We start from the raw sequence: 13313 nt of genomic DNA on the forward strand, positions 1-13313 counted from the left end.
CGTTGACTTCACCTGTTCCTCCCCATAGGGTCACGACTAACGGTAGACCTTGCGGGGAAACTCAAGAGTTCCCAAGAGAGTAAGATCTGCCCAAGCGTTCGTTTAACCGGTGGACCGGTGTTCATCCACCGCAGGGAGAGAGAGAAAACCATGGCCAAGCAGCCCGAGAATTTCTTCGACTTCGACTTTTCCAAGTACCTGACCGACATGAAGGTCCCGGGCATTGATGTGGACTCCATCGTTGCCAGCCAACGCCGAAACCTGGACGCTCTGACCTCCGCCAACAAATTGGCCGTCGAGGGTATGCAGGCGATCATGAAGCGCCAAGCCGAAATCCTGCGCCAGTCCATGGAAGAGGCGGCCACCGTCGCCAAGGACATCAGCAGCCCGGATGCGCCCCAGGACAAGTTCAGCAAGCAGACCGAACTGGTGAAGGACAGCTTCGAAAAAAGCATCGCCAACATGCGCGAACTGGCTGAAATGATGGCCAAGTCCAATACCGAAGTCTTCGAACTGCTGAACGGTCGCATCTCGGCGGCCATGGAAGAGGCCAAGGCCCTGGTGGAGAAACAGCAGGACGCAGTGAAGACCACCACGTCCAAGGCGGCTGCGCCCAAGTAAGCATCGGGTGGGTTGCCCTGGAGCCCGCATGCCCAGGACGACATGTCATACCAAGGTGCGGTGCGTTTGATATACCGCACCTTGGAAGCGGACGAGGAGCCCACCGCGCCATATGGCGCGGCACCGCCTATCGCCCCATATGGCGCGTTACCGCCTATCGCGCCATATGGCGCGTCAAAGTCCGCTTGGCGCTTGAATGCAAAAAAAGCGGCGTGGGTTTTCAACCCGCACCGCTTGGCATCGATCTCCGAAAAGCCCACGTTCTGTCAAAGCCCACGTTCTGTCAAAGCCCACGTTCTGTCGAAGAACGGGGCTTTTCTTTTTTCTCTGCGAATCACCTTCCTGATTGCCAGCCAAGCCTCGCCCGCCTTGGCCCCTGACACGACGTCCGGTCAGCCCACCTACAGGTCTTTCACCTTACACTTATGTCGTATAGGCTAACCTTACTGAAACCAAGGAGGAGCTTTCGCCCATGCCCATCAGTTATGGCGATTTTGAGAAGGTGGACATCCGCGTGGGCACCGTGGTCGAAGCAGAACCCTATCCGGAAGCGCGCAAGCCGGCCATCAAGCTCAAGGTGGATTTTGGGGGGGACCTTGGCATTCTCCGCAGTTCCGCCCAATTGACCCGCCATTATACCCCCGAGACTCTGGTGGGCCGTCAAGTCATTGCAGTCACCAATTTTCCCCCAAAGCAAATCGGCAAGGTCATGAGTGAATGCTTGGTCGTAGGCATGCCTGACGGGGAGGGGGAGCCGGTCCTGCTGTCTCCCGACCACCCCGTTCCCAATGGCGGGCGGCTGTTCTAGCGCGCCCCCCATATCGAATCGTCTATACAAGGAGGGACCCGACGTGCAATCGGACGAAGATGACCGCCTTGTTTTCATGGACGACGGGGACGCGGGCGATGCCCTTCCCCCTCCGTCCAAGCCACGCCCCTGGTCCATCCTGATCGTCGATGACGACGAAGAAGTCCATAGCGTTACCCGTCTGGCTCTCGACAGTTTCACCTTCCGCAGCCGTCCCTTGGCCTTCACCAGCGCCTATTCCGCGTCGGAGGCGATGGCGCTCCTAGAGGCCATGGACGAGGTTGCCATCATCCTGTTGGATGTTGTGATGGAATCCGACGACGCCGGTTTACGAGTCGTGCGCTTCACCCGTGACAAGTTGGGCAACCAGTCCACCCGGATCATCCTGCGGACCGGCCAGCCCGGACAAGCCCCAGAGCACGACCTGATCGTCGAATACGACATCAACGATTACAAATCCAAGACCGAACTGACCCTCTCAAAGCTCTACACCATGATGGTCTCCTCCCTGCGGTCCTTTGAACAAATCCAGGCGCTGCAAACCAATCGGCACGCCCTCCGTCGCCTGCTAGGCGCTGCGGCACAGGTTTTCCGGACACCCCAGGCAAAGATTTTTTCTGACAGTCTCCTGGAACGCATCGCCAACCAATTGGATAGCCCCCTCACCGGCGCCCTCTGCCTGAGGGAGGTTGGAGAGACACCAAACATCCTCGCCTCTTGGGGACAGTTGAAACAGAGACCGTCAGGAGAGCCCAGGGCAGTCCTGACGGAACCCGGTTGGAAAAATTTACACGACCTCCCCCTCCCGACGGAAATGCCCTGCTCTATTGGTGGCGGCTTGTCGGTAATTCGGGTGCAAAGCCCCGTCGATGGCCATCCCCTCGCCTTGGTGATGGCAACAGGAGAAGGGACGCCCCCTAATTTGTCTGAGGCAGACGCCCTCGTCTTGCGGTTGTTCTGCGAGAATATCGCCGATCAGTTGGAAAGTGACGGCCCCAAGGGTTCGGACAATTCGGATGACCGATGAGGAGTCCCTGATCCGCCTGTTGGGCATGGACGGCCAATGGATTTGGAGACTTGATGGTTCTGGCCGCCTCCTCGCCCCGGACGCGGCCAACTTGACTCCGGCACCTGCGGCCCTCGGGGCTGTGACGGATCGCCCGTTCATTGACCTGATGGACGATCGAGTCCGGGCCGATCATGCCAAAATTCGCGACGCCCTGGCCACGGGCGCAGCCTTCTCCGGTCTCATCTGGCGGGCCCGCCTCCCCTCTTCCGCCTCCCCGCTCTGTCGGAATGACTCTGGGAAGCGGGCCCTTTCTCTTTTTGGAAGGTCCGAGCCACCGGCGCCCATCGCCCCGGTCGGCCCTTGGTTCCGCTGCGCAGCCGTCCCCCTGGTGCCCGGCGACCCATCTGGAGGGTGGCTGGGCCTCTGCCAGCCTATCGACCGGGAAAAATCCCTGGAAAAGACCCTCGCCGAAACCGAGGCCCAGGCCGCAGCCTCCGCCCAGGCCAAATACCGGTTCTTGGCGACCATGAGCCATGAGTTGCGGACCCCGATGACCAGTATCCTGGGTGCTTCCCAACTGTTGGCCGATAGCGATGGGGCGAACGACAGGGAACAGGGCCTGTTCCTCAAGACCATTCACGAGGCCGGGCACACCATGATGGGTGTCTTGAATGACATCATCGACCTGGCCAAGGTTGAAGATGGCAAGCTCGACCCTGCCCCGGAACCGGCCCGCCTGTCTGTCCTGGTCGACGGAGTCATGGTGATCATGGCCGGTGCCGCAGAAACCAAGGGCTTGACCCTGGTCGCCCAGGTCGACCCCGCTCTGCCACCGATCCTGTCTTTCGATGTCCCCGCCGTCCGGCGGATTTTGCTGAACCTGATTGGCAATGCGGTCAAATTTACCGCTGCGGGATCGGTGACCTTGGAGGTCCAACTGGTCCGCCGGATCACACAGGACAAGGTCCGGCTGACCTTCACCGTCACCGACACGGGGATCGGCATTCCGAGTGCCTTACACGATGCCATTTTCGACCCCTTTTCCCAAGTGGATCCCCTGGTGTCCCGGGGCGTCGGGGGCAGTGGACTGGGGCTGACAATCAGCCGTCGTCTGGCAGAGACCATGGGCGGCCAATTGACAGTGACCTCCGCCACCGGTCGCGGCAGCGCCTTCACCCTGACCCTGGACCTGGACATCCCCAAGGATATCCCCCGGATCGAGGGCAAAGCGACCCCCATTCCCCCAAAACGGCGACGGCCTCTGCGGATCCTCTTGGCCGAGGACGTGGCCCTGAACCGGACGATTCTCACCCGTATGATCGAGCGGGATGGCCACAGGGTACGCGCAGTGGGCAACGGGGCCGCAGCCGTCGCAGCTCTGGCCATGGACCAGTTCGATCTGGTCCTGATGGATTCCCGCATGCCCGGCATGGACGGTTTAGAGGCCACCCGGCGGATCCGGGCTTTGCCCGACCGCACCAAGGCCACCCTCCCCATCCTGGCTCTGACCGCCAATGTGCTGCCAGAGGACGCAGCCCTGTTCCACGAGGCCGGCATGGACGGCATCCTCCATAAACCTCTGGATATGGAAGCCTTCTACGGGGCGCTCGCCGATCTGTTCGAAGCGGACGGCCTGGGCGCGCCCGCTCCCGCCAGCCCCCCGTCAATCGTCCCCCCGCAGAGCCCGGCCCCTGCTCCTCCGCCACATCCAGACGAGGACACCCCCTTGGTCGATGGGGAGATGATCGCCACCTATCTGGAAATTTTTGGCATCGACGGCGTCCTGGATCTGGTGAAGGTCTTCGAAGCCCAGGGAACGGGCATGGCCCAATCCATGCGGGACGACCTGCGCGAAGGGGCTATGGATAGCCTGATCGACACGGCCCACCGGTTGACCAGTGCCTCAGGCTCCCTGGCCCTGACACGCCTGCATAGCCTGGCGCGACAGGCAGAGGACGCGGCCCGGGATGGCCGGTTCGCGGATCTCGATCCCTTGGTCAACAGAATCCCGCTGGTGGTCGCCCAATCCCTGGCAGACCTGGACCGCCGCCTCACCCGGCTCAGGTCCAGAACGAAACTGGATGAGCTTGACTCAAGCTGATCCAGTTTCGTTCTGATTCTTTAAATTTTAGAGTGCCCCGGTGACAGAGACCGCTTTCGGGTCACGCCCCCTTCAAGGAAGCGGTAAAGACATCCACCTGCTCGCCCAGCAGGGTGAAGCGGTCATTGAGCGACCCTAAATCCCGCCCCATGCCATCCAAGACCTGTCCATTCTTTCCCGCACCGCTGGAAACCTGTTTGATCACTCCCGACAGGACTTCCGCCCCATCCGCCACTTGGGTCACTGAACGGTTGATCTCGCCGGTCGCGGCGTTCTGCTCGTCGACGGCTGCGGCCACCGCAGCATTGATTGCGGCAATCCGTTCAATGACTTCGGCCACACCTTGAATCTCCCGTGAGGCAACCGTGGTGCTATTCTGGATGGCGGAGATCTGTTGGGCGATTTGGTCGGTCGCCTTGGCTGTCTGGTTGGCCAGGTTCTTGACCTCATGGGCGACGACAGCGAAGCCTTTGCCTGCCTCTCCCGCCCGTGCGGCTTCGATGGTGGCATTCAGCGCGAGGAGGTTGGTTTGGCTGGCGATATCGGTGATCAGGGTCACCACGTCGCCGATTCGATTGGCGCTTTCCACAAGACCGGTAACATTCTCTACGGCGGATCGGGCCCGACTGCCGCCTTCCTCCGCGATGCTGTTGGCATTGCGCATCTGAACACTGATTTCAGTAATCGAGGCCATGAGCTGATTCACCGCAGCCGCCACGGTCGCGACGCTTTCGGCCATGGTGTCCGCAGTGAGGGCCGCATCAGTGGTGGCCTCGGCATTGACCTTTGCCCGGCCTGACACGGACCCGGCAACGGTGGTCATTTCCGTCACCGCATGCCCCAGATCTTTAACAATCCCGTTCACCTCCGCATCGAAGCGCTCGGCGACGCTGATTAATTCGCCCCGGCGTTGGGTTTCGGCCTCCTCCTTGGCCCGCGCCGCCTGGGCTTCCAATGCCCGCTTCTCCGCAGCATTGTCCTTGAAGGTCTGAACCGCTGCAGCCATGGCGCCGAGTTCATCCCGCCGGGTCTGGTCGGGCACGCGCACGTCCTCCTCCCCCTCGGCCAATCGCCGCATGACCTCGGTCATGCGGGTGATGGGTCCAATGAAAGCACCGGTCATGCCCCACATGAATGCGAGCCCCACCCCAAGCAATCCAAGCCCCGCCAGAAGCAACAGGTTTCGCATGTCCATCACGGGGGCAAGCACCGCTGCCCTGGGCGCCACAAGAACAAACGTCCACGTTTCTGGAACGCCCTCGAACCCGATGGGAAGGCCGGTGACCAACAGCCCCTCCCCCGTCTTCGGATCTGCGATTTCATCGTGGTGGAGCCGTCCCGCATTGGTGTCGGCCAGCAACTGCAACAAGGTTGGGTTTTCCACCTTGGAGCCGAGCTTCACATCATCTGGATGGGCCACCCATTGGCCGTCGGAAGAAAGAACCCCCACCCAACCGGTTCCAAAGGGGTGGACTTCGGCCAAGGCGTTCTGGATCCCATGCAAAGCCATGTCGAGAGTGACCACCCCCAGAACCGTGCCTCCGCTACCGATCACCGGAGAGGCCGCCGTGGCCATCAGGACGTCCTTGCCGTTCACCGGATAAATGTACGGAAGAGTGACCGTGCTTCGCTTTTCCCGCATGGGCAGATCGTACCATGCCTCCGTATCCCCAGAGGCATCCATGATCAGGGGTTCCCAGTCCACGCCACCGGCTTGGGTCTTGTAGAAATAGGGAATAAAGCGCCCTGTCTTATCGCTATAGGGCAGCGCTTCCCCTTCCCCGTCGCGGCCATCGAAGGCTCCCGGCTCCCAGCCGGTCCCACCGCCGACAAAGGCCGCGTCCAACCCCAGGGCGTCACGGACCAATCCCCCCATAATGGCCCGATCGGGTGCGCCGTCTGCGACCATCCCAGCGGCATCCCGCGACAAGACCTTGGTCACGGTCACGGCCTCCCCGATCAAATCCCGGACCACCTGGGCATGCTCCGCCGCTTGGTTCTCGAGGTCGGCCAGAGTCATCGTTTGGGTGTTGTCTGTCCCGACCAGGGTGGCGATCAGAATCAAGGCCCCCATTCCGAGGCTGAAAATAACAGCCACATAGCCAAGAAACCGATAGCGCAAGGACATGTCACACTCCCCAAAAACAATCCGTTTGAGGGTGACACGATAGGGTGGTGGACCGCAGCCAGGCACTTAAGGTTTCGCGATAGTTTAAAGGCGAAACCATGACACTCCATTGGAGACGGCGCAGGCGATCGGAGCTCTCGACTCCCCCCAGGTCACGGGGAGCGGTTTTCGATGTCTGCAACGATCAACTTTCGATAGAAATCCGCCAACTCATAGCAAATGGTGATCTCCGCCGTCGCTGCGTCCCAGAAGGCATTGGGCTCCCCAAAGGATTTCGTGGCCACCGTGATACGCTCGGGGAGTTCGAAGCGGGAGAGCACATTCCTGGCCATGACGTCCAGAACCTCGGTCTCCCTAAGGAAGACTGCGACCTCCTCCTGTCCTCGGGCCGGAGGCTCATGGACAACCCGGACTCCTTTTCTCCGAACGCCACCGGCGAGGATATACGGCTCCAACAGACCGAACCAGGCACTCTGAGCCTTGTCCCAATCGTCGAGACAGCTCTCCCGACGGTCATCGGGCAAATCCACGGAATCGGCCAGATCGGAGAATCCATCTGGGTCGGAGCCATAAATCAGGCAGGCCACCTGATAGGCCCGTTGCAGGTCAAAACCATGTTCATCCCACATGACCTGGGCCGAGGTCCGAACCGGAGAGAGCAGGACCAAGGGAACCGCCAGCACGACCAGGGCAAGAAGGCGAAACGGAGCAGACATAACGGAGTCTCCAGGAGGGGAACCCGAACCAAAGCCGATCACCAGCACCGAGTCCGGAGGCCCGGGGCGCTTCCGGCGGAGATGGTGCCCATACACCGTCACGCGGTCAATTGCCTTCACATCGGCCTTTACGCAGGTTTGGCTGATCTTTTAGCAATTGTCGTTTCGAAACAGACGGATATTCCTGCCTGATCGGCGAATCCACAGGACGCGACAGTGTCTCGTGTTTTTTGGGCGAGTGCCCAAGCCCCTTTGGGGGCCAATGCCCCCAAACACCCATTTTTCTTTTATAAATAGGAGCCTGCGGTCTGAGGCCGAAAGGCCCCAGTGGCGGACGGGGCAAAGCCCCGTGCCGGGAAAGGGCCAGCTATGGTGTACTGTGGCCATGAAATGACCCAGCTTGGCCTTGAAGGCACTCTAAAATCTATACAATGAGAGTGAAACGGGGCCAGCTTAACTCAAGCTGGCCCCGTTTCACTCTAGCTGGCCACGCGTACTTTTTCCGCTTTGACGCGATCCACTTCGGTTTCCACCACCTTGTCGAAAACATATTCGGCGGCCCGCTGATTTTCGAAGGAGACTTCGGGGGCCATGGGGCCATCGGTCTTGATCGGCTTTCTGGACACGGCCCAGGCTTTCAGCGGGTGGGCCACGGTGTCGGCCACTGCGGTGGCTTCGTAGCCGCAATGCATCATGCAATTGGCGCACTTCTCATAGCGACCCGTACCATAGGCCTCCCAATCGGTGGTTTCCATCAGTTCCTTGAAGGTGGAGACCGTGCCCTCGTTCAGCAGGTAGCAGGGGCGCTGCCAGCCGAAGACGTTGCGGGTGGGATTACCCCAGGGGGTGCATTCGTAGGTCTGGTTGCCGGCAAGGAAATCCAGGTAGAGGCTCGACTGGTTGAAGCGCCAGGAGGGCTTCTGCAGCTTGAACAGATCCCGGAAGAGCTGCTTGGTCTTCTGGCGGCCCAGGAAGACGTCTTTCAGGGGGGCGCGTTCGTAAGCGAAGCCGGGGGCGACGGTCACGCCCTCCACACCCAATTCTGTGCTGGCATATTCAATGAAATCGGCGATGCGCTCGGGCGGGACGCCGTCGAACAGGGTGGTGTTGCAGGTCACCCGGAAGCCCTTCTCCCGGGCCATTTTGATGGCTTCGACGGCCTTGTCAAACACGCCGTCCTGGCACACCGCCTTGTCATGGTGTTCCTTGTCCCCGTCCAGGTGGATGGAGAAGGTCAGATAGGGCGAGGGCTTGAAGTCATCCATGCGCTTTTTGAGCAGCAGGGCGTTGGTGCAAAGGTAGACAAACCGCTTGCGGGCGGTGATGCCCTCCACGACCTTCACGATTTCCTTGTGCAGCAAGGGCTCGCCACCGGCGATGGAGACGATCGGCGCACCGCATTCGTCGGAGGCGGCAATGCAATCCTCAGCCGACAGACGTCGATTCAGAATGCTGTCCGGATAATCGATCTTGCCACATCCCGCGCAGGCCAGATTGCAACGGAATAGGGGTTCCAGCATGAGCACCAGCGGATAGCGGGTGTTGCCGGATAGTTTCTGCTTCATCAGATAAGCGCCGATACGGGCCTGCTGAATAAGGGGAACACCCACGACAGTTATCCTTTTTACGTGCTGAACAGGACGGGTCGGATGACCTGTTTATTGGATCCAACGGTGGATCAGGCGGCTGTTTCGTCCATGGAGTCTTCGATCCCGACTTCATCTGCCGTCTGCAGAGACCGGGGAAGCTTGAACTGCATGTGTTCTTCCACGCCGTTCTGCTGCACCATTTCCACAGTGCCGAAATCACCAAGCCGGGTGATGAGGTCCTGGACCAGAGATTCGGGGGCGGAGGCCCCCGCCGTCACGGCCACGGTCGAGACCCCCACCATCCAGGCGGGGTTCAAGCCCGAGGCGTCGTCGATCAGATAGGCCGGTTTGCCGATTTCCGATCCGATTTCCCGCAAGCGGTTGGAATTCGAGGAGTTGCGGGCGCCGACAACCAGCAACAGGTCCGCGTTCCGGGCGATTTCTCGCACCGCTGACTGGCGGTTCTGGGTGGCGTAGCAGATGTCCTTGACGTCCGGTCCGACGATCGTCGGGAATTTGGCTTTCAAAGCGTTGATCACATCCCGGGTGTCGTCCACGGACAGGGTGGTCTGGGTCACATAGGCCAGGCTGTCGGGGTCGTTTACAGACAGCTTCTCCACATCCGCCGCCGTGCTGACCAAGTGAACACCGCCGGGGATCTGACCCTGGGTTCCCTCCACTTCCGGATGCCCGGCGTGGCCAATCAGGACCACTTCCCGGCCCTTGGTGGCGTGGTTCTGGCCTTCCTTGTGGACCTTTGAGACCAGCGGGCAGGTCGCGTCCACCACGGGGAGTTCCCGGCGTCCGGCCTCGTTGATTACGGCCTTGGATACGCCATGGGCACTGAAAATCGTTACGGCGCCTTCAGGAATCTCGTCCAACTCATCGACGAAGACGGCGCCTTTGGCCTTCAGGCTGTCGACGACGTATTTATTGTGAACAATCTCGTGCCGGACGTAGACGGGTGGGCCGTATAGATCCAGGCAGCGCTCCACGATTTCGATAGCGCGGGTCACCCCTGCGCAGAACCCGCGGGGGTTGGCCAAAATGACGCGGAGAGTCCTTTGTTCGCTCACGGTACAGTTCCTTAGGGCCTATAGTCATCCACGGGGCCGGTTTGAGGGCGCGGTGGGTCACGGGTATAGTTTGGGCGGTTCGGCACAGAACGCAACGGGCGTGCTCCCAATCTTGGGCATTCTCGGTGCAGGCCGATCCATGACATCTTCGGCGCCAATCGACCCATACACCTTCGGTGCCGACCGATCCATAGCACCTTCGGTGCCGGGTCTATGAGATAGGGACAAAGCCTCGATCAAACCAGGACCGCGACGCACAATAAGGTGTTCCCGCATCGGAACGCAATGGTTGGTAAACCCTATTCGTTCGTGGGTTTTGCTGGGTGGAGCCTGGGCCTGGTGGCTGATTGCGAAGCTGTCGGGTCTGGTCCCAGGGCCGATGCGGGTGATAAGGTGCCGACCCTATCCCCAAGTCGACGCTGGGGTACCTTGATTTCGCGCTTGGGAAAACCGAAGCATGACTGTTCTTGTGACCGGAGCCTCCGGCTTCGTTGGCGCCGCCGTGGCCCGGGCTCTGCTGGCCCGGGGGGAAACCGTGCGGGTTCTGGCCCGCGCTACGAGTTCACCGCGCAATTTGGATCGCCTTGATGTGGAGGTGGTTCGGGGTGATCTGACCGACGGGGCCTCGTTGTCTAAGGCGGTTCAGGGAATCGACGGGCTGTATCATGTGGCTGCCGATTATCGCCTATGGACCCTCGACCCTGCGTCTATGTTCCGCGCGAATGTGGAGGGGTCGGTGAATATTATCCGCGCCGCCGCAGAGGCTGGAGCCAAGCGGATCGTTTACACCAGCAGCGTGGCTGTTCTGAAACCCCATGCCGATGGTACGCCCGCAGACGAAAGGACGCCGACGACGGCGGCTGATATGATCGGCCCCTATAAGCTATCGAAGTTCAAGGCGGAGGAAGCCGTCCGCGCCCTGGTGGCGGAGACGGGAGCCCCGGTGGTCATTGTCAATCCCTCCACCCCCATTGGCCCGGGCGATGTGAAACCCACTCCCACCGGTCGCCTGATTGTTGAGGCCGCCACGGGCAAGGTTCCAGCTTATGTGGATACGGGACTGAACGTGGCCCATGTGGATGATGTGGCCATGGGCCATCTGCTGGCTTTTGATCGGGGTGAAATTGGCGAGCGCTACATCCTGGGTGGAGAGGACATGGCTTTGCGGGACATCTTGGCTGTGGTTGCCCGGCTTTGCAGAAGGAAGCCGCCCCGTATCAGTCTCCCTCATGACTTGATTGTTCCAATCGCTTGGGGAGCGGAAACCTGGGCAAGAATAACGCGCCAGGAAAAGGAACCCTTTGTTACTCTTGATGGTTTACGCATGGCGCGTAAGCGGATGTTCTTTTCTTCCGCCAAGGCCCGGTCTGACCTTGGGTATGATCACCGGCCTGCAGAGCGGGCGCTGGAAGATGCGGTGACGTGGTTCGGGCAAAACGGCTACCTTGCTCATGCGACAAGTCGTCGCTGAAGAGCTGACGGATGTCGAGGCGGGTCGTGAGCTGTCGCACGATGCGATGAAAGCATGAGGCATCAGCCTCGGCACCGGCAAGGACCGGCCTGCCCCCGAATGAAGTCGCCCGCGCACTGAAGCCAAGCGGCCAATTGAGCGTTTTTGATTGCCCGAAAAATGCGCGTGGGTTCGCCCCGTATTGGAGCGGGCTTCAAGCCTTCAGTCCACGTCGATTGGGGGGGGGCGGGGGCGAAGTCCAAACCCGAAGCGACCGACCGGCCGCCGTGTGAAGCCCGCCCAATCGAGGGCGGGTCCGCAGGATGCTGCCGCGAGACATTTAAAAGAAAATTCGTGGAGGGTGTAGGACGAAGTCCAAACCCGGAGCAAGCGCCCGACCGGGCGCCGGGCGAAGCCCGCCCCATCGGAGGCGTTCGCGAAGCGAACTGCCGTGAGATATTTAAGAATTTGGCGGATGGGGTGGGATTCGAACCAGATTGAAATCGCTGGATTTTTCAAGACATCTTCTCTTATACCCCTCATTCTACCCATCACCTGCTTTGGGATCATTTTTTTGAGGTAGGGTCCATGGAGCCGATTTCTGAGTCCAGAAAGGCACCTCGCGCGCCGTTCACAAAGCCCCTGAATCCGAATCGGGATTGGTTCAAGGGAGGGTGAGCGCGAGTGCTCTTTCAAGAAGGCTCTATTCATAAATCGCATTGATACGGACGATCATGCCCCCATCGCGGCGCGCAGGCAGTAGCGGGGGGTTGGATTGGAGTGCAGGGCGATGAGATGGAACCACTTGAGATACGATCCCAGATAGCGAGTAGCGATGCCGCGCCTCGGTCGGAGAAAGTCTTTGAGCCTGGAATGGCGGTTGTTAACGGTCTGAATGTGGAGTTCGCCCCGCCGCCGCTCCCCGGCCGACTGGTTGAGCGTTTCGTGGCTGAGGCCCAAGGCGGCGGCACAAGGCGGGTAACAGGTGGCGCCGTCGGTGACCAGCAGGGCATCCTTATCCACCACCGGGGCCAGGACCTTGCCAATAGCATCGGCTGAGACCAACGGCAGCACGGCACTGAGGGTGGTGCCAGAGCGATCCGCCGCCATCAGCACCGGCACCTGTTCGTCCGAGCGCCCCCGCTTGACTGCTTTGCCGCCGCGCTTGCGGGGCTTGCGATCCGGAGCTTGAGCCTTGCCGTCCTTGGCCCGCGTCCAGGTTCGGTCCCCCTTGCGGCTGGCCAGAATGAATGTCTCGTCAGCCTCGACGATCCCCTTGAGTTTTCCGGCACCGGTCTGGACCGCGTTCAGGAACCGATGCCGCCAACGGTGGGCGGTGCTGATATGGACGCCGCAGCGATCCGCCGTTGTCTTGAGGGTGTCGCCATCGGCTAGGGCCGAAGCCATTTCAAGCCAGCGGTCTTTGTGGTGCAGACCGGAAAGCGGCGTGCCGGTAGCCGCGCTGAACGTCCGTTTGCAGGACCGGCAGAGATAGCGTTGGAGGCCTCGGTTCTTGCCATTCGCGACCGCTCCCGGCGCCTAGCAGTGCGGACAGGTCCGATCCGCACCGACGCTCTGCTCGACAGCCGCAACGGAAGCGACCCCAGGTGGGCGATCGGCCAGGGTCTCCAACACCTTCGCCTTCTGCGCTTCCGTGAGGTGATCGATCTCGCACAACCAGCGGTGAAAGCTCTTGTGGTCCATGGTGCCTAAACTCCTGCATTTCCTCCACTTTATAGCAATTCAATGCGATCTGCGAATAGAGCCTTCAAGAAAGAAGAGCGGCAAGCCTTTGCGCCGGATAAAAAGGCTCAA

Annotated in this window: 9 protein-coding genes and 1 pseudogene; 5 read left to right on the forward strand and 5 right to left on the reverse strand. The window is 60.6% G+C overall.

All coding sequences use genetic code 11. The annotated features are described in order from the left end of the window. Positions 1 to 150 precede the first annotated feature (150 nt). From ACLIRY_RS20715 to ACLIRY_RS20730, 4 genes are all read left to right on the forward strand, one after another. Positions 151 to 621 (forward strand): phasin family protein, encoded by a 471-nt coding sequence (locus ACLIRY_RS20715; protein ID WP_413207334.1) that lies wholly within the window; start codon positions 151 to 153, stop codon positions 619 to 621. Between the two features lie 472 nt (positions 622 to 1093). Further along, on the forward strand, positions 1094 to 1429 hold the full coding sequence (locus tag ACLIRY_RS20720) for a tRNA-binding protein (RefSeq protein ID WP_413207335.1): 336 nt from the start codon (positions 1094 to 1096) through the stop codon (positions 1427 to 1429). Positions 1430 to 1472: 43 nt separating this feature from the next. After that, positions 1473 to 2456, forward strand: coding sequence for a DUF3369 domain-containing protein (locus ACLIRY_RS20725; protein ID WP_413207336.1), 984 nt, complete (start codon positions 1473 to 1475; stop codon positions 2454 to 2456). Then, entirely contained in the window at positions 2446 to 4539 is a 2094-nt protein-coding gene (locus tag ACLIRY_RS20730; RefSeq protein ID WP_413207337.1) for an ATP-binding protein, read from the forward strand. The genes ACLIRY_RS20725 and ACLIRY_RS20730 overlap by 11 nt, the downstream gene beginning before the upstream one ends. A gap of 61 nt (positions 4540 to 4600) precedes the next feature. Here ACLIRY_RS20730 and ACLIRY_RS20735 read toward each other — a convergent pair whose 3' ends face one another. The 4 genes from ACLIRY_RS20735 to ispH form a co-directional block, all read right to left on the reverse strand. Then, positions 4601 to 6667 carry a methyl-accepting chemotaxis protein gene (locus ACLIRY_RS20735; protein ID WP_413207338.1) on the reverse strand — a complete coding sequence of 689 codons (2067 nt, stop codon included), beginning with the start codon at positions 6665 to 6667 and terminating at the stop codon, positions 4601 to 4603. Between the two features lie 152 nt (positions 6668 to 6819). Further along, the gene (locus tag ACLIRY_RS20740; protein ID WP_413207339.1) at positions 6820 to 7383 is read right to left on the reverse strand and encodes a DUF4344 domain-containing metallopeptidase; all 564 of its coding nucleotides are present in this window, start codon (positions 7381 to 7383) and stop codon (positions 6820 to 6822) included. A gap of 479 nt (positions 7384 to 7862) precedes the next feature. Further along, on the reverse strand, positions 7863 to 8993 hold the full coding sequence (gene hpnH, locus ACLIRY_RS20745) for an adenosyl-hopene transferase HpnH (RefSeq protein WP_413207340.1): 1131 nt from the start codon (positions 8991 to 8993) through the stop codon (positions 7863 to 7865). Positions 8994 to 9061: 68 nt separating this feature from the next. Next, a complete protein-coding gene (gene ispH / locus ACLIRY_RS20750) occupies positions 9062 to 10048 on the reverse strand; it encodes a 4-hydroxy-3-methylbut-2-enyl diphosphate reductase (RefSeq protein WP_413207341.1) in 987 nt (328 codons plus the stop codon). Between the two features lie 457 nt (positions 10049 to 10505). Between ispH and hpnA the strand changes: the two genes are divergently transcribed. Further along, a complete protein-coding gene (gene hpnA, locus ACLIRY_RS20755) occupies positions 10506 to 11519 on the forward strand; it encodes a hopanoid-associated sugar epimerase (protein WP_413207342.1) in 1014 nt (337 codons plus the stop codon). Between the two features lie 711 nt (positions 11520 to 12230). Here the strand turns inward: hpnA and ACLIRY_RS20760 are convergent. Next, a pseudogene (locus ACLIRY_RS20760) lies at positions 12231 to 13202 on the reverse strand (IS1595 family transposase). Positions 13203 to 13313: the final 111 nt, after the last annotated feature.

It is taken from the genome of Rhodospirillum sp. A1_3_36, assembly GCF_047263945.1.
Lineage (GTDB): Bacteria > Pseudomonadota > Alphaproteobacteria > Rhodospirillales > Rhodospirillaceae > Rhodospirillum.

Coding starts and splice junctions, on each gene's coding strand:
- hpnA (WP_413207342.1), top strand. CDS start 10,506: ATGACTGTTCTTGTGACCGGAGCCTCCGGCTTCGTTGGCGCCGCCGTG.
- ACLIRY_RS20735 (WP_413207338.1), bottom strand. CDS start 6,667: ATGTCCTTGCGCTATCGGTTTCTTGGCTATGTGGCTGTTATTTTCAGC.
- ACLIRY_RS20720 (WP_413207335.1), top strand. CDS start 1,094: ATGCCCATCAGTTATGGCGATTTTGAGAAGGTGGACATCCGCGTGGGC.
- ACLIRY_RS20715 (WP_413207334.1), top strand. CDS start 151: ATGGCCAAGCAGCCCGAGAATTTCTTCGACTTCGACTTTTCCAAGTAC.
- ACLIRY_RS20740 (WP_413207339.1), bottom strand. CDS start 7,383: ATGTCTGCTCCGTTTCGCCTTCTTGCCCTGGTCGTGCTGGCGGTTCCC.
- ACLIRY_RS20730 (WP_413207337.1), top strand. CDS start 2,446: ATGACCGATGAGGAGTCCCTGATCCGCCTGTTGGGCATGGACGGCCAA.